This is a genomic window from Comamonas sp. B-9 (genome assembly GCF_000410635.1).
Classification (GTDB): Bacteria; Pseudomonadota; Gammaproteobacteria; order Burkholderiales; family Burkholderiaceae_C; genus Comamonas.
The window spans coordinates 1-15,019 of record NZ_APCR01000341.1; the positions used below are offsets into that span (position 1 = coordinate 1).

A 15,019-nucleotide genomic window follows, 5' to 3' on the forward strand; every position below is an offset into this window, starting at 1 on the left:
CTGCAGCTGCGTGCGGGCCAGCGCCTCGCGTGCGCGCCAGTCGCTGCGCAGCTGGCGCACCGAGGCCTCGTCAAAATCCTCATCCTCCAGCACATCGAGCACGCCCGATGCCAGCCGGCACCAGGCCGCGCCCATCGCCGGCAGCTGCGCAAAAGCCTGCGCCAGGTACTGCAGCTGCGCCTCCCAATCCATGCCCATGTGCAGGCTGGCGCAGGCGGCCAGCGCGCGGGCGTTGCCCGGCTCCAGCTCCAGCGCGCGCTGGTAAATCGGCAAGGGGGCATCCTGGTGCTGCAAGGCGGTGCTTTGCAGTTGCCAGCCCAGCTCCACCAGCTGGTCGGCATCCAGGTAGGGCTCGCGCGGCATCAGCGCGGCCACGCGCACGGCCGATGCGCTCAGGATCTGGCGGTAGGCCACCCAGTCATGGCCATGGCGCACACACCAGCGCTGGTCGAGCAGCTCGATCCAGCGCTCCGAGCGCTTGCCCAGCCAGGCCAGGCAGTTGCTGCTGGACATGGGCGTGAGGCCCGGGGGCACATCCAGGCCCCGCAGGCGCTCACGCAGGCTGGGGGGCGTGTCCTGGTAGCTGGCGGGTGCATGGTATTCCTGCTTCCAGCCCTGGTAGACCCAGTTCACATCCATGCTGTGGTTCATCACCCCGGCCATCAGGCTGAAGGGCCCTATCGGCGAGGCCAGTTCGCGGGCGCGCAGCCAGTGCATGGTCCAGAACTGCTCGCGGAACCAGCGCCCGCGCACCGCCACCTCGGACAGTGCCTCGCCCATCAGCGGCTTGCTGACCCAGCGGGCCGCCATGCGGTCGGCAACGGCCTCGTCCTGGCGCGCCAGCACAAAGCTGGCCGCCCACCAGCGCGGCAAATACCAGCGCATGAAGCGCTCATTGGCCCAGCCCAGGTGCGTCATCTGGCGCGCATCGGCGAGGCGCTCATGCAGCCCCTGCAGGCGGCGGCGGGCGCGGTAGACTGCGGCCTGCAGCCAGCCCTGGCGGCGGCGCAGATGGCTGTATTCCTGCGCGATCATGGCCACCAGGCGCGGCCGGTCAATCGCCATCGCCAGCGGCAGGCCCAGCAGCAGGTGGTAGCGCGCGGGCAGCAAGCCGCCCAGCCGCATCTGCTGCGCAATGCGCAGCCCGTAGTCTTCGGTGATCACCAGCTGGGAGATACGGGGGCCGCGCACCTTCTGGCGCACGCGCTCGAGCGCCTCAAAGAGGCGCGGGCATTCGGCAGCGGGCACGGCGATTCCCTCGGGCGCGACCCAGTCCGAGCGCGTCAACCGCAATACGCTCAGCAGCAGTGCCAAGCCGGCAAACAGCCCAAAGATCTGCAATCCATGGAATCCAAGGTAGACCAAGGACAGCACTGACCAGGCCAGCAAGACCAGGCCCAGCAGCAGACCGCCCCAGATCCACAGCCCCGCCAGCAGCAGCATGCCAAAGACATGGCGGCGGAAAACCGCCGGCTCTGATGCAGCGGCGCGCGTATAGGCATCGACCCGCTGCACAAAATCTATCTGCTCCACCCCACCCTCCGAACAGGTTCTGGCCGCGCAGCGCTGGTGCCTGGCGCGCACGGGCCATGTCGGCATGTGCAGGCGGGCGCATCTGCTAGGCTTGGTTATTTTTTCAGATTATGGAACAGCACCCGATGCCAGCACCAGCTATTTCGCCCGGACTCTACCGCCACTACAAAGGCCGGCTCTACCAGGTCTGGCAGCTGGCCCAGCACAGCGAGACGCGCGAGTGGCTGGTGGTCTACCAGGCGCTGTATGGCGATTACGGCTGGTGGGTGCGGCCAGCGGCCATGTTCAGCGAGGACGTGGAAGTGAACGGCCAGCGCCAGCCCCGGTTTGCGGCTTATACGCCACAGACCGAGACGCCTGACCAGGTGTGACAGCGTTGCGCAGCGCTCAGCGCGCCTGCAACAGCGCGCGCACCGCCTTGGGGTAGATCTGGTGCTCTTGCACCAGCACGCGCGCGGCCAGCAGCTCGGCCGTGTCGCCCGGCAGCACGGGCACCAGGCCCTGCTCCAGGATGGGGCCGGCATCCAGATCGGCCGTGACCTGGTGCACCGAGCAGCCGGCAAACCTGCAACCGGCATCGATCGCGCGCTGGTGGGTGTGCAGCCCGGCAAAGGCTGGTAGCAGCGAGGGGTGGATGTTGATGAGCCGGCCGCTGTAGTGCGCAACAAAACCGGGGGTCAGAATGCGCATGAAACCGGCCAGTACCACCAGGGACGGGGCATGGGCATCGATGCACTGCATCAGCGCTGCGTCAAAGCTCTCGCGGCTGTCGTAGGCCTTGTGGTCCACCACGGCGGTGGCAATGCCCTGCTGCTGGGCAAACTGCAGTCCGCCGGCCTGGGCCTTGTTGCTCACCACGGCCGCCACCCTCGCCCCCAGGGTCTCCTGCCAGCGCTCTTGCTGCGCGGTTCGCACGATGGCCGCCATATTGGAGCCGCTGCCAGAGATCAGGATGACGATGTTTTTCATGGAGGCGGCATTATCGCAGGGCGGCGAACGTCCCGAAACACGCCGCGGCCTCAAATGGCGGATAATCAAAGGCTTTACTGAATTCACAGCCACGTTTACGGGCTCGCCCGCAGTTACTCCATGAGCGCAAAAGCACCTGTCGATCCGATTCGCAAATTCCTCGAAACCGCCCGCCACCAGATTGCTGTGGGCAACCTCACGGGTGCAGCCCAAACCCTCAACGATGCACGCCAGCGCTCGCCACGCGATGCGCGCCTGTTTATGCTGGCCGGCCTGATGGCCGAGAAGTCGGGCAACCTGCGTGGCGCCATCGATGCGATGCAGCGCTGCGAAACCCTGGCCCCGGACTGGGCGCCCGGCATTCTGGAGCAAGCCCTGCTGTATGCACGCCATAACCGCGAGCACGATGCCATGGCTGCCGCCGAGAAAGTGATTGCGCTGGAGCCCAACAATGCCCGCGTGATTGCCGGCGTCGTTGATATCGCCCACCGCGTTGGCAATACCGAGATGGCCATCCGCCACCTGCGCCGCGTGCTGGAGCTGACCCCCGAGGACCGCATTCTGCGCCGCTATCTGGCGGTCGACCTGGGCACCGTGCGCCAGTACGACGAAGCACTGGCCGTGTTTGGTCCGCTGATCGACGAAGATCCGAAAGACCATCTGGCCCGTATCGGCCGGGTGCAGATGCTGCAAGCGCGCGGCACCATGCAAGAGGCCCTGCCCGATACCACGGCACTGCTGGCACTGCAGCCCGATGACAAGGTCTACCAGTACTACCACCAGCTGGCCCAGGGCCAGGTGCCCGCGCATGTGCCGGTCGAGCTGACCACCCACATGTTCGACGAAATGGCTTCGGTCTATGACATGCATATGGTGCGCCATCTGGCCTACCAACTGCCCAAGCAGGTGGCCGACCAGCTGCTGCAGATCTACCCCAACCGCCGCTTCAACCTGCTGGACCTGGGCTGCGGCACCGGCCTGCTGGGTGCGACGCTGGGCGCCATCGATGGTTACATCATGGGTGTGGACATGTCGGCCAAGATGCTCGAGCAAGCGGCCAAGCACAAGGTCTACTACAAGTTCCACCAGGTCAACCTGCTCGAAGCGCTGGCCGCTACCCCGGCCAACACCTTCGAGGCCATCACCGCGCTGGATGTGCTGATCTATGTCGGCGACCTGCAGCAAACCCTGGCCGATGCCTACCGCGTGCTGACCCCCGGCGGCGTGCTGATCTTCTCCTGCGAGCACGGTGATGTCACCGGCCCGGACAGCCAGCTGCAGCCCTTTGGCCGCTACACCCACACCTTGAGCAGCACCGTGCGCCTGGCCAAGGCTGCCGGCTTTGACCGTGTCGACACGCGCGATGTGGAGCTGCGCATGGAAGCGGGCCAGGCCGTCGATGGTTTTGTGGTCACCGCCTACAAGCCCAAGGAGGCCTGATAGCCCACCGCTCTGAGACCCCGCCAACGGAAAAGGCCTTGTCTTGCGACAAGGCCTTTTTGCTGGGGATGGCGACGGCAGCGCTCAAGCCGTCAAGCGCGAGCTCTTGGGCACATGGGCCATCAAGAACTCCATCTGGTCAGTCAGGATGCGGCGGTTGCGCAGGATAAAGTCTTCCCAGAGGCTGGGGGTGTAGGGCGCATAGAGCAGCGGCATATGCGCCTGCTCGGGCGTGCGGCCTGCCTTGTGGTGGTTGCAGGAGGCGCAGGCCGTCACCACATTCATCCAGGTATCGGGCCCCTTTTGGGACACCGGAATGACATGCTCGCGGGTCAGGTGCTCTTCGTCAAAATGCTCGCCGCAGTAGGCGCAGATATGGCGGTCACGGCCAAACAGCTTGCTGTTGGTGAGGGTCATGCGCATCGCAAAGGGGTCGATGCCGGGCTTGCCACGGGTGCCGATGATGCTGGCCACCTCGATGCGTGACTGCAGGCCGGTGATGGCGTTATGCCCGCCGCGGAAACAGGCGACGCTCGAGCCCGCCTCCCAGCGCACATCACCTGCTGCGTAGTGCGTCACCGCCTCCTGCAACGTGATCCAGGATTGCGGAACGCCACTTGCCGATAACTTCAACACCTTCACAATGGGCCTCCTGCGCATTGGGAATTGAACCGAAATACCGTTGACCCGCGCAGCGCCTGGCCACGAAAAATGCCGCGACCCACGCACATGCTGCACGCAGACCCGGGCACCAAGTCATAATGGCCAATATACACTTTTATTGTGAAATTGCACACCAGCGCTCGGCTCGAAAGCGCAAGCCGCTACAAAAAACAAAGCAAAGATGAAAATCTTCAGAGGACTTGACCACCCCGAGGTCACCCGGCACTGCGCCCTGACCATTGGCAATTTTGACGGGGTGCACCGGGGCCACCAGGCCATGCTGGCGCTGCTGCGCAGCGAGGCGCAGCGCCGGGGTCTGGCCAGCTGCGCGCTCACCTTCGAGCCCCATCCGCGCGACTACTTTGCCCAGGTGCTGAACAAGCCCGACCTGGCGCCTGCCCGCATCTCCACCTTGCGCGACAAGCTCGACCAGCTCGCCCAATGCGGCATCGACCAGACGATTGTGCTGCCCTTCAACGCACGCCTGGCTGCGCAAGCCCCACAGGCCTTTATCGACGATGTGCTGCTCAAGGGGCTGGGCACCGGCTACCTGCTGGTGGGCGATGATTTCCGCTTTGGCCACCAGCGCGCGGGCGATTACGCGATGCTGGTCGAGGCCGGCCGCAAGCAGGGCTTTGATGTGGCGCGCATGAACAGCTACGAGTCCGATGGCCTGCGCGTGTCCAGCACGGCGGTGCGCCAGGCGCTGGGCCAGGGCGATATGCCGGCAGCGGCCAAGCTGCTGGGCTACCCCTATGCGATATCGGGCCATGTGGTGCATGGCCGCAAGCTGGGCCGCCAGCTGGCCGAAAGCCGCGCGGGCGCGGCTGATGGCTTTCGCACCTTGAACCTGCGCTTTGACCATTGGAAACCGGCTGCCAGCGGCATCTTTGTCGTGCTGGTGCATGGCCTGTCGGCCCAGCCGCTGCCGGGCGTGGCCAACCTGGGCGTGCGCCCCTCGCTGGACCCGAATGACGTCAACGGCGGCCGCGTGCTGCTGGAGACCCATTGCCTGCAATGGCCCGCGGAACTGGGTGGAGACGGGGCATACGGTAAAATCATCCGAGTGGAACTTCTACACAAACTGCACGACGAGCTCAAATACGACAGTCTGGACGCCCTGACCACAGGGATTGCCAAGGACTGCGCGGATGCCCGTGCCTTCTTCCATACGGCGAGCCACGCCGAAACCCGTCGCCAGACCACGCGCGACCGAATTTGACGCTGACTTGACTGCGCCGTGCCGCGCAGAAGTCCGCACTCGCCTGCACCACGTGCACGTCAGACAACGCTTCTGCGCTATACATTTTTCCACTGACCGGCATGATCACCCCGCCCGGATCAGGACCATGTTTTGCTTTGAAGGTATTTATGTCCGACAAATCGTCCCCCGCAGAAAAGGCCTCTGCGTACCGCGCCACCTTGAACATGCCCGACACCCCGTTTCCGATGCGCGGCGATCTGCCCAAGCGCGAGCCGGGCTGGGTCAAGGACTGGGAGGACCAAGGCATCTACAAGCGCCTGCGTGATGCCCGCAGCGGCGCACCCAAGTTCATCCTGCACGACGGCCCACCCTACGCCAACGGCAAGATCCACATCGGCCACGCCGTCAACAAGATCCTCAAGGACATGATCGTCAAGAGCCGCCAACTGGAAGGCTATGACGCGCTGTACGCGCCAGGCTGGGACTGCCACGGCCTGCCGATCGAGAACGCGATCGAAAAGCTCCACGGCCGCAACCTGCCCCGCGACGAGATGCAGGCCAAGAGCCGCGCGTTTGCGACCGAGCAGATCGGCCAGCAGATGGCGGACTTCAAGCGCCTGGGCGTGCTGGGCGACTGGGACCACCCCTACAAGACCATGAACTATGCCAATGAGGCGGGCGAGCTGCGCGCGCTCAAGAAGGTCATGGAGCGGGGTTTTGTCTACCGGGGCCTCAAGCCCGTCTACTGGTGCTTTGACTGCGCCTCGTCGCTGGCCGAGTTCGAGATCGAATACGCCGACAAGCAAAGCCAGACGCTGGATGTGATGTTCCCGGCGGCCGACCCGGCCAAGCTGGCAGCTGCCTTTGGCCTGGCCAAGCTCGACAAGGAAGCCTTCATCGTCATCTGGACGACCACCGCCTGGACCATCCCGGCCAACCAGGCCTTGAACGTCAACCCCGAGCTGGAATACAGCCTGGTCGATACCGAGCGCGGCATGCTGGTGCTGGCCAGCGCGCTGGTGGACAAGTGCATGGAGCGTTGGGGCATCGAAGGCAAGGTGATCGCATCGGCCCCCGGCAAGGTGCTGGACCACATGCCCTTCAAGCACCCGCTGGCCCATGTGGACAAGGGCTATGACCGCATCTCGCCCGTCTACCTGGCCGATTACGCCACGGCCGACGACGGTACCGGTATCGTGCACTCGGCGCCTGCCTACGGTCTGGATGACTTCAACTCCTGCGTGAACAACGGCATGGACTACAAGGACATCCTCAACCCGGTGCAGGGCAATGGTGTCTATGAGCCCGAGCTGCCGCTGTTTGGTGGCCAGCACATCTGGAAGGCCGTGCCCGTCATCCTGGACGCGCTCAAGGTTGCCGGCCGCCTGATGGACACCAAGACCATCACCCACAGCTACCCGCATTGCTGGCGCCACAAGACGCCGGTGATCTACCGCGCCGCCGCCCAGTGGTTCATCCGCATGGATGAAGGCGAAGGCGTGTTCACCGACCCGGCCCAGAAGCCCGCACAGACCTTGCGCCAGATCGCGCTGGACGCCATCGAGCACACCAGCTTCTACCCGGAAAACGGCCAGGAGCGCCTGCGCGCGATGATCGCCGGCCGGCCCGACTGGTGCATCTCGCGCCAGCGCAGCTGGGGCGTGCCCATCCCCTTCTTCCTGCATGTGGACACGGGCGCGCTGCACCCGCGCACGATGGAGATCCTGGACCAGGCCGTGGGCATCGTCGCAGAAGGCGGCATCGAGGCCTGGAGCCGTGTGACCGGTGAAGAGATCCTGGGCGCCGACGAGGCCAAGCTCTACACCAAGAGCACCGACATCCTGGAAGTCTGGTTCGACTCGGGCTCGACCTTCTGGCATGTGCTGCGCGGCACCCACGCCGAGCACCACCATGACAGCGGCCCCGAGGCCGACCTGTACCTGGAAGGCCATGACCAGCACCGTGGCTGGTTCCACAGCTCCTTGCTGCTGGCCTCGGCCATCTTTGGCCGCGCGCCCTACAAGGGCCTGCTGACCCACGGTTTCACCGTCGACGGCCAGGGCAAGAAGATGTCCAAGTCGGTGGGCAACACCGTCGCGCCGCAGGATGTGAGCAACAAGATGGGCGCCGAGATCATCCGCCTGTGGGTGGCCTCGACCGACTACTCGGGCGACCTGGGTATCGACGACAAGATCCTCGCCCGCGTGGTCGATGCCTACCGCCGCATCCGCAATACCTTGCGCTTCCTGATGGCCAACATCAGCGACTTCGACGCCGCCAAAGATGCGGTCGCCTACGAGGACATGCTCGAGATCGACCGCTGGGCCCTGGCCCGCTCGGCGCAGTTCCAGGCCGAGCTGCTGGCGCACTACAAGGTCTATGAGTTCCACCCCGTGGTGGCCAAACTGCAGCTGTTCTGCTCCGAGGACCTGGGCGGCTTCTACCTGGACGTCCTCAAGGACCGCCTCTACACCAGCGCCGAAGGCAGCCTGGCACGCCGCTCGGCCCAGACCGCGCTGCACCAGATCACCCAGGCGATGCTGCGCTGGATGGCGCCCTTCCTGTCCTTCACCGCCGAAGAGGCCTGGAAGATCGTCGGCAACAGCGAAACCATCTTCCTGGAGAAATTCTGCGACCTGCCCGCCGGCGACGAGGCGCTGCTGGCCAAGTGGGCGCGCATCCGCGAGATCCGCGATGTGGTCAACAAGGACATCGAGACCCTGCGTGCCGATGGCAAGGTGGGCGCGTCGCTGCAGGCCGAGGTAGCCATCAGCGCCCAGCCCGAGGACCTGGCGCTGCTGCAGACCCTGGCCGACGACCTGAAGTTCGTGCTGATCACCTCGGCCGCCACGGTGGCTGCCGGTGATGCGCTGAGCGTGGCCGTCAACCCATCGGACAAGGCCAAGTGCGAGCGCTGCTGGCACTACCGCGACGATGTGGGCCAGAACCCGGCCCACCCCACCCTGTGCGGCCGCTGCGACAGCAACCTCCATGGCGCGGGTGAAACCCGCCTGATGGCCTGATGAACGCCGCCGCCACCCCTGCTGTGGGCAGCGCCGGCAAAGGCCGGTTTGTGCTGTGGCTGGTGATTGCTGCGGTGATTTTCTGGCTGGACCAGTGGAGCAAGGAATGGATCCTGGCCCACTACCAGCTGGGTGACTACACCACGATCACCGGCTTTTTCAACATCGTGCGGGCGCACAACCCCGGCGCGGCGTTCTCGTTCCTGGCCAGCGCCGGCGGCTGGCAGCGCTGGCTGTTCACCGGCATTGGGGTGGTGGTGACGGCCGTCATCGTCTGGCAGCTCTACCGCCACAGTCACAAGTCCCTGTTTTGCCTGGCACTCAGCTGCATCATGGGCGGCGCCATCGGCAATGTGGTCGACCGCATGCGCCACGGCTATGTGGTTGACATGCTCGACTTCCACTGGATGGGCAGCCATTTCCCGGCCTTCAACCTGGCCGATTCGGCCATTTGCCTGGGCGCCTTCTTGCTGATTCTGGACGAGCTGCTGCGCATGCGCCGGGGCGAAAAAAGCTGATCAGGCTTTCCGCCGCGTTTATAGCCAATACCCAGGCACCGCCCTCGCCATGCGACGGCGGTGTTTTTTATCGGTGGCCTACCCGCCTCCACAACAGCCGCTGCCAGGCGCCCATCGCCGCCTGGCCTGCATAAAAAGAGACACATTGGCATTCGCCCTACAGCGCGGCGCGCTTATCAGGGGTATAGTGTCCGGTTCGCCTTATGAAACACTTGCTCAATCTTCTTGCCGCCATTGCGCTGCTGGTGTGGGGCTCTCATATGGTGCGCACAGGGGTGCTGCGCGTCTTTGGCGCCAACCTCCGCAACCTACTGGCGCGCAGTATGAGCAACCGCTTTACCGCGATGCTCTCGGGCATCGGGGTCACGGCCCTCGTCCAGTCCAGCAGTGCCACCTCCCTGATGACCGCGTCCTTCGTCGGCCAGGGCCTGATACCGCTCACCGCCGCCTTGTCGGTCATGCGCGGCGCCGACGTGGGCACCGCCTTGATGGCGGTGCTGTTCTCCACCGACCTCTCCTGGCTCTCGCCGCTGCTGATTTTCTCGGGCGTCGTGCTGTTCATCTCCAAGCAGGATTCCACGCCCGGACGCGTAGGCCGCGTCTTTATCGGCCTGGGCCTGATGCTGCTGGCGCTGCGCCTGATCGTCGAGGCCACCGAGCCCCTGCTCGCATCCGAGGCCGTGCGCACCCTGCTGGTCAGCGTCAAGAGCGACTTCTTCATGGAGCTGCTGCTGGGCGCGATCCTGGCCGTCATCGCCTACTCGAGCCTGGCCATCGTGCTGCTGATCGCCGCCATGGCCGCGTCGGGCGCCATCACCGGCGACATGGCCCTGGGCCTGGTGCTGGGCGCCAACCTGGGCAGCGGTGTGCTGGCCGTGCTGCAAACGGCCAAATCCAGCATCGAAGTGCGCCAGGTCACCATCGGCAACCTGATCTTCAAGATCATGGGCGTGGCCATCGTCTCGCCGTTTGTCGGCTTGTGGGTCACCTATGCGATGCCCTACATCAACGATGCAGGCCGCTCGGCGGTGCTGTTCCACCTGGCCTTCAACATCCTCAACACGCTGGGCTTTATCTGGTTCACCGGCGTGATCGGCGACTGGATGCGCAAACTGCTGCCCAAGGAGGAAGCCAACAAGGGCCCCCAGCGCCCGCGCCACCTTGACGCCTCAGCCCTGTCCACCCCGTCGCTGGCCATCTCCTGCGCCGCGCGTGAAGCGCTGCACCAGGCCGATGTGGTCGAATCCATGCTGATTGGCCTGCATAACGTCGTGCAGACCGACAACCAGCAGCTGTCGCAAGACCTGCGCAAGCTCGATGACACGGTCGATGAGCTGTACTCGGCCATCAAGTACTACATGACCAAGATCTCGCGCGCCGAACTGGACGAGCGCGAGAGCCAGCGCTGGACCGAAGTGATCAACTTCACGATCAACATGGAGCAGATCGGCGACATCATCGAGCGCGTGCTCACCGACGTCGAGAACAAGAAGATCAAGAAGCGCCGCCAGTTCAGCAAGCAGGGCATGGAAGAAATCAACGAGCTGCATGCCCACCTGCTGGACAACCTGCGCCTGGCGATGAGCGTGTTCCTCTCGGGCAATGTGCGCGATGCGCAAAAGCTGCTCGAAGAAAAAGCGCGCTTCCGCGACCTGGAACTCGCCTATTCCGCCTCGCACCTGGAGCGCCTGTCGCACAACACCGTCCCCAGCATCGAGACCAGCTCGCTGCACATCGACCTGATCAGCGACTTGAAGCGCATCAATTCGCTGCTGTGCTCGGTTGCCTACCCGATCCTGGAAGCGGCCGGCGCGTTGGCCCATAGCCGCCTCAAGGACGATCCCGAACCCGCCCGCCACTGAGGCAGCGGGCCGGAATTCGCATACAATCCCTGATGCTGCGAGGCGACCACTCCGCCCAGCAGCCAGCAGGAAGTTTGGCAGAGTGGTCGATTGCACCGGTCTTGAAAACCGGCAACCCGAAAGGGTTCCAGGGTTCGAATCCCTGAGCTTCCGCCAGAACAGCAAAAGCACCCCACCGAGGGTGCTTTTTTCTTGCCCATTTTCGGCCTCTTGCTCTATATTCGGCAACGTGTTACGCTGTGTTTACTGTTGTTATATCCAGTGTTCGCACAAAGCCTGCAACCGCTCAATCTAAATTTTTATGGCCTAGATGTTGGCCTATAGATTTACCTCATGCCGAAAAGAATTTTAGAAAAGACTGCCCTGGAAGTGTCTCGCTTGCGAGAGGAAGGTGCCCACGCCGTTGGCGGTGTGATGGGTCTATACCTGCAGATCATTGGCGGGTCGCGCGTATGGGTCTATCGGTACACGCACCAGGGCTCACGCCGTCGCATGGGCCTGGGGAGCTATCCCGCTGTGGGTCTTGCTGCAGCCCGCGAAGCTGCGCGCGCTGCGCTGAACCTGCGCATTGGCGGCAGCGATCCATTGCAGGCACGCGCAGAGGTGCGCGAATCCGCGCGGCTTGCCGTTGCCCGACAGATGCCATTCGCTCAAGCTGCCGATCTTTTCATTACTGAGCATGAAGCCACCTGGAAAAATATCAAGCACGGGCAGCAGTGGCGCAACACCCTTGAGAAGTACGCTTTTCCAATTTGCGGGCAGCTCAACGTGGCCGATATCGACCAATCCCATGTGCTGAAAGTTCTAGCCCCAATCTGGCACACGAAAACAGAGACGGCCAGTCGCGTGCGGGGCCGTATCGAGCAGATCATGGATTGGTCGACCGCACATGGCCACCGTTCCGGATCCAATCCTGCACGGTGGCGGGGGCAGCTGGAACACATCCTGGCCGACCCAAAGAAGATTGCCCCCGTTCAACATCACCCAGCTGTTCCATTCGCCGAGCTTCCTGCCGTGTATCAGCGCATCTGCGGTGTGAAAGGGGAAAGCGCACGCGCACTGCAAATGCTCATTTTGACGGCCACCCGATCCAGCGAACTGCGCGGCATGCGGTGGGGCGAGCTAGACCTAACTGCTGGCACATGGCAGCTGCCAGCTGCGCGCATGAAGATGGATCGGCCCCACCGTGTGCCACTACCTCGCCAGGCGGTCGCGCTGCTGCAGCTGCGGAAGCCAGGCGCGCCAGATGATTTGGTGTTTGCGTCCAATCGAGGGGGCATGCTCTCTGATATGGCACTGACCGCAGTGATGCGCCGGCACCATCCCGAAGCGGTGCCGCATGGTTTCCGCTCTACCTTCCGCGACTGGGCGGGCGAATGCACCCAGCACCACCGGGATGCCATCGAGCTTTGCCTTGCACACTCCATCGACACAAAAACAGAAGCCGCGTATAGACGCGGCGATATGCTTGAAAAAAGGGCGGTGATTATGCAGGAGTGGGCAGATTATGCTCTATCGGTTCCATCCCCTCTCTTTTCGAGAAGCTCTTCCAATCCGCTGCCTTAACGACAACCTCATAGGTGCAAGTTTTAGCCATGGCGAACAATTGAATCAATACTAAATCCACCTGCGAACCATTCTTTAAATTGACTGTCTGTATTGCAATTCTGTGAAGTCCAATTGGCTTTTCATTGGATATCGGAACAAAGGAACTCCCTACCCAATTGCTTGTTTCAGTCACCTCACCCTTAATTAACGCAAGCGCCGGGCTTTCACTCCTAGAGAATACTCCTTTTTCGCCAATGTAAAAAGAATACGCAATTTTCGCTAACATCTTACCGAACGCATTCGCATCAATCCTTACATGCCCCGCAAACCCTATAGCATCCCGGCTTACCAAAAAGGGTTCTAAGTCTCTACCGAATTTCACAATCTCTAAGCCATTGATCTGCGCCCCCTTGCCTGGTACGCCCCCGTAAGGGTAATTCGCATCAGTATAAACAGGAACATGCAAAAATGCTACGGCATCGTTAATAGGCAAAACTAACTCTTCAACACTTTCATCTTTTTTTATAATTTTAAAATTAACTGTTTTCGATCTACTTTTTTTATTTCTTGTTTTTAATCCACCAACATTCCTGGCATCCTGCATAATTCCTTTCAAAATTATTTGCTCAAATTTTGAGGTAATCTTATTGCAGGCTAAACAGCTTGATTTAGGCAGCAGCATGTCACCATTTATTCCATACGGAACTACATGCTCATCAGTTAGATTATCAGTACTTCCACAATAAATACATTCGCCTACAGCTTCAAATATCTTACTCATCATAAATCCCTAATATCTAGGAGCTACCTTGGCGAAACCGCTAGAGTGGTTCCGAACGCACATAGTACGCTTAATTATGATGAGTGGTTGAACTGCCACCCACTTCTACAGGCCTTTCAGACGACGTTGGTCCAAGCCTTGGGACAGCTCTCCAACCAGGTCACAATTTCGCTGACCAGCCAAAACAGCTTTTGAGGCCCCGCCTTGCGCGGGTGCGGGAAACCGTGGTTCTCGATCAGGTTGCGCAGCGTCATTTCGGCCACGTCCATTTCTGCCAGTACTTCTTCTTTGTTCATGCGGTGAATGCCCACGGCCATTTCTCCCTAATTACGCTTCGTTGATTCGGTTGGAATTCCCGATCGGGAATATTCAGCACCCAGACACACCACTTAGGCCATTTCATTCCCGATCGGGAATTCCACCGGTCTGATCACATCGGCCCTCCCCGTGCCCGCCAGCACATGCCGCGACAGCAGGCGTGCGCCAGGCTCAAACCTTCGGGCCAGGTCGCGGTAGCTGCAGAACAGATCAATGCTGATATCGGCGGCCAGAGACAGCTGGGCGCCCCAGCTGGAATCCCAGCGGTGCCCGTCCACCGCCATGTCCACCACGGTGGCCAGCGCCTGGTGCAGGCCTGGCCGGTTGTCGCCGGCCACCGGAATGGCTCGCGCAATCTCGGCGCCCATTCCAAGCAGGTAGGCCAGGCGGGCGAGCAGCTCGGTCTGGTTTGACTGGTGATCGGCCTGAACGCAGTGCAGCCCCACGCTGGTGTATTCGGCCTCCATGTTCTTGCGCACCATCAGCGCCATCATTGGCGCCGCCTTGCGGTATAGGCCGCTCTTCATGGCGCGGCTGTGGTTGGGCACAGTCATGGCGCGTCTCCCGCATCAGAGGTGTAGATCCAGCCATCACCACCGCAACTGGGGCAATCATCCTGGCTGTCGTTCACAGTACCGAAACCCTCGCATTCGTCGCACTGCTGGGTGTTTGAACTTTTGCAACGTGCCTCGTGGTCACCTTCGCAGGAGAAGAAAACGGGCGATCCCTCCACCACTGCCACGCGTGATCCCTGTGCCTGGGCTTCGGCAATTGCTGCAGCCAGCCGTGCCATGCGCTCTGCCTCCGCTGGGCTAAACATGCGCACCAGTCCCAAATCGGTAGCGACACGGCTTTCCAGTCTTGCGCCTTTGCTGCGGATCCATCCGGGCAGCAGGTAGATGGCCTCGCATTGCAGCAGCTGGGCCAGTGCTTGGCGCATGTACCCTGCCCAGCTTCCGCAGGCTGGCACGCGATTCTCGGCCGGGTTGAAAACTTCATGCCCCAGGGCTCGCAGCTCAGCGGCTGCGGCATTGAATGCGGGGTAGTTGAACTCAGGCAGGCCAGTCATTGGGCCGGCAATGTAGATTTTGGTCATATGCAATCCAATCTTTATTTAGCCAAATTGGGTTTGTGCGCTGCTCTGGCCAGCCAAGAAATTG

14 protein-coding genes and 1 tRNA gene are annotated in these 15,019 nt (G+C 62.3%); 8 read left to right on the forward strand and 7 right to left on the reverse strand.

Annotated elements, in window-relative coordinates; translation table 11 throughout:
• A partial coding sequence (locus tag H928_RS0103620) for a M48 family metallopeptidase (protein WP_021025292.1) occupies positions 1–1,533 on the reverse strand: 1,533 nt, incomplete at its 3' end.
• Between the two features lie 125 nt (positions 1,534–1,658).
• Here H928_RS0103620 and H928_RS25975 point away from each other — a divergent pair.
• Positions 1,659–1,904 (forward strand): DUF1653 domain-containing protein, encoded by a 246-nt coding sequence (locus H928_RS25975; protein ID WP_043338519.1) that lies wholly within the window; start codon positions 1,659–1,661, stop codon positions 1,902–1,904.
• Positions 1,905–1,920: 16 nt separating this feature from the next.
• On the opposite strand, the gene purN is transcribed toward H928_RS25975, so the two are convergent.
• Positions 1,921–2,502, reverse strand: coding sequence for a phosphoribosylglycinamide formyltransferase (gene purN / locus H928_RS0103630; RefSeq protein WP_021025294.1), 582 nt, complete (start codon positions 2,500–2,502; stop codon positions 1,921–1,923).
• Positions 2,503–2,622: 120 nt separating this feature from the next.
• Between purN and H928_RS0103635 the strand changes: the two genes are divergently transcribed.
• Positions 2,623–3,942, forward strand: a complete 1,320-nt coding sequence (locus H928_RS0103635) for a methyltransferase (protein ID WP_021025295.1) — start codon at positions 2,623–2,625, stop codon at positions 3,940–3,942.
• A gap of 84 nt (positions 3,943–4,026) precedes the next feature.
• Here H928_RS0103635 and H928_RS0103640 read toward each other — a convergent pair whose 3' ends face one another.
• The gene (locus H928_RS0103640; RefSeq protein ID WP_027010515.1) at positions 4,027–4,584 is read right to left on the reverse strand and encodes an HNH endonuclease; all 558 of its coding nucleotides are present in this window, start codon (positions 4,582–4,584) and stop codon (positions 4,027–4,029) included.
• Positions 4,585–4,786: 202 nt separating this feature from the next.
• On the opposite strand from H928_RS0103640, the gene H928_RS0103645 reads away from it, so the two are divergent.
• The 6 genes from H928_RS0103645 to H928_RS25980 all read left to right on the forward strand — a co-directional run bounded on the left by H928_RS0103645 (position 4,787) and on the right by H928_RS25980 (position 12,778).
• Positions 4,787–5,827, forward strand: coding sequence for a bifunctional riboflavin kinase/FAD synthetase (locus H928_RS0103645; RefSeq protein WP_021025297.1), 1,041 nt, complete (start codon positions 4,787–4,789; stop codon positions 5,825–5,827).
• Between the two features lie 149 nt (positions 5,828–5,976).
• Positions 5,977–8,832 carry an isoleucine--tRNA ligase gene (gene ileS / locus H928_RS0103650; protein WP_021025298.1) on the forward strand — a complete coding sequence of 952 codons (2,856 nt, stop codon included), beginning with the start codon at positions 5,977–5,979 and terminating at the stop codon, positions 8,830–8,832.
• Entirely contained in the window at positions 8,832–9,350 is a 519-nt protein-coding gene (gene lspA / locus H928_RS0103655) for a signal peptidase II (RefSeq protein WP_021025299.1), read from the forward strand. The genes ileS and lspA overlap by 1 nt, the downstream gene beginning before the upstream one ends.
• A gap of 203 nt (positions 9,351–9,553) precedes the next feature.
• Complete coding sequence (locus H928_RS0103660; protein ID WP_021025300.1) at positions 9,554–11,212, forward strand: Na/Pi cotransporter family protein; 1,659 nt, start codon at positions 9,554–9,556, stop codon at positions 11,210–11,212.
• 68 nt (positions 11,213–11,280) lie between these two features.
• A tRNA-Ser gene (locus tag H928_RS0103665) sits at positions 11,281–11,368 on the forward strand.
• Positions 11,369–11,545: 177 nt separating this feature from the next.
• Positions 11,546–12,778 (forward strand): site-specific integrase, encoded by a 1,233-nt coding sequence (locus tag H928_RS25980; RefSeq protein WP_021025301.1) that lies wholly within the window; start codon positions 11,546–11,548, stop codon positions 12,776–12,778.
• Here the strand turns inward: H928_RS25980 and H928_RS31310 are convergent.
• The 4 genes from H928_RS31310 to H928_RS30560 all read right to left on the reverse strand — a co-directional run bounded on the left by H928_RS31310 (position 12,699) and on the right by H928_RS30560 (position 14,955).
• On the reverse strand, positions 12,699–13,541 hold the full coding sequence (locus tag H928_RS31310; protein ID WP_148293026.1) for an HNH endonuclease: 843 nt from the start codon (positions 13,539–13,541) through the stop codon (positions 12,699–12,701). The two genes, H928_RS25980 and H928_RS31310, sit on opposite strands and share 80 nt — an antisense overlap.
• A 116-nt stretch (positions 13,542–13,657) precedes the next feature.
• Positions 13,658–13,837 carry an AlpA family transcriptional regulator gene (locus H928_RS0103675; protein WP_148293027.1) on the reverse strand — a complete coding sequence of 60 codons (180 nt, stop codon included), beginning with the start codon at positions 13,835–13,837 and terminating at the stop codon, positions 13,658–13,660.
• Between the two features lie 93 nt (positions 13,838–13,930).
• Positions 13,931–14,413 (reverse strand): hypothetical protein, encoded by a 483-nt coding sequence (locus H928_RS0103680; RefSeq protein ID WP_021025303.1) that lies wholly within the window; start codon positions 14,411–14,413, stop codon positions 13,931–13,933.
• On the reverse strand, positions 14,410–14,955 hold the full coding sequence (locus tag H928_RS30560; protein WP_021025304.1) for a DUF4406 domain-containing protein: 546 nt from the start codon (positions 14,953–14,955) through the stop codon (positions 14,410–14,412). Before H928_RS30560 ends, H928_RS0103680 begins: the two co-directional genes overlap by 4 nt.
• Between the last annotated feature and the right edge of the window lie 64 nt (positions 14,956–15,019).

Coding starts and splice junctions, on each gene's coding strand:
- H928_RS25980 (WP_021025301.1), top strand. CDS start 11,546: ATGCCGAAAAGAATTTTAGAAAAGACTGCCCTGGAAGTGTCTCGCTTG.
- H928_RS0103675 (WP_148293027.1), bottom strand. CDS start 13,837: ATGAACAAAGAAGAAGTACTGGCAGAAATGGACGTGGCCGAAATGACG.
- H928_RS25975 (WP_043338519.1), top strand. CDS start 1,659: ATGCCAGCACCAGCTATTTCGCCCGGACTCTACCGCCACTACAAAGGC.
- H928_RS0103680 (WP_021025303.1), bottom strand. CDS start 14,413: ATGACTGTGCCCAACCACAGCCGCGCCATGAAGAGCGGCCTATACCGC.
- purN (WP_021025294.1), bottom strand. CDS start 2,502: ATGAAAAACATCGTCATCCTGATCTCTGGCAGCGGCTCCAATATGGCG.
- H928_RS31310 (WP_148293026.1), bottom strand. CDS start 13,541: ATGAGTAAGATATTTGAAGCTGTAGGCGAATGTATTTATTGTGGAAGT.
- H928_RS0103635 (WP_021025295.1), top strand. CDS start 2,623: ATGAGCGCAAAAGCACCTGTCGATCCGATTCGCAAATTCCTCGAAACC.
- lspA (WP_021025299.1), top strand. CDS start 8,832: ATGAACGCCGCCGCCACCCCTGCTGTGGGCAGCGCCGGCAAAGGCCGG.
- ileS (WP_021025298.1), top strand. CDS start 5,977: ATGTCCGACAAATCGTCCCCCGCAGAAAAGGCCTCTGCGTACCGCGCC.
- H928_RS0103660 (WP_021025300.1), top strand. CDS start 9,554: ATGAAACACTTGCTCAATCTTCTTGCCGCCATTGCGCTGCTGGTGTGG.
- H928_RS30560 (WP_021025304.1), bottom strand. CDS start 14,955: ATGACCAAAATCTACATTGCCGGCCCAATGACTGGCCTGCCTGAGTTC.
- H928_RS0103645 (WP_021025297.1), top strand. CDS start 4,787: ATGAAAATCTTCAGAGGACTTGACCACCCCGAGGTCACCCGGCACTGC.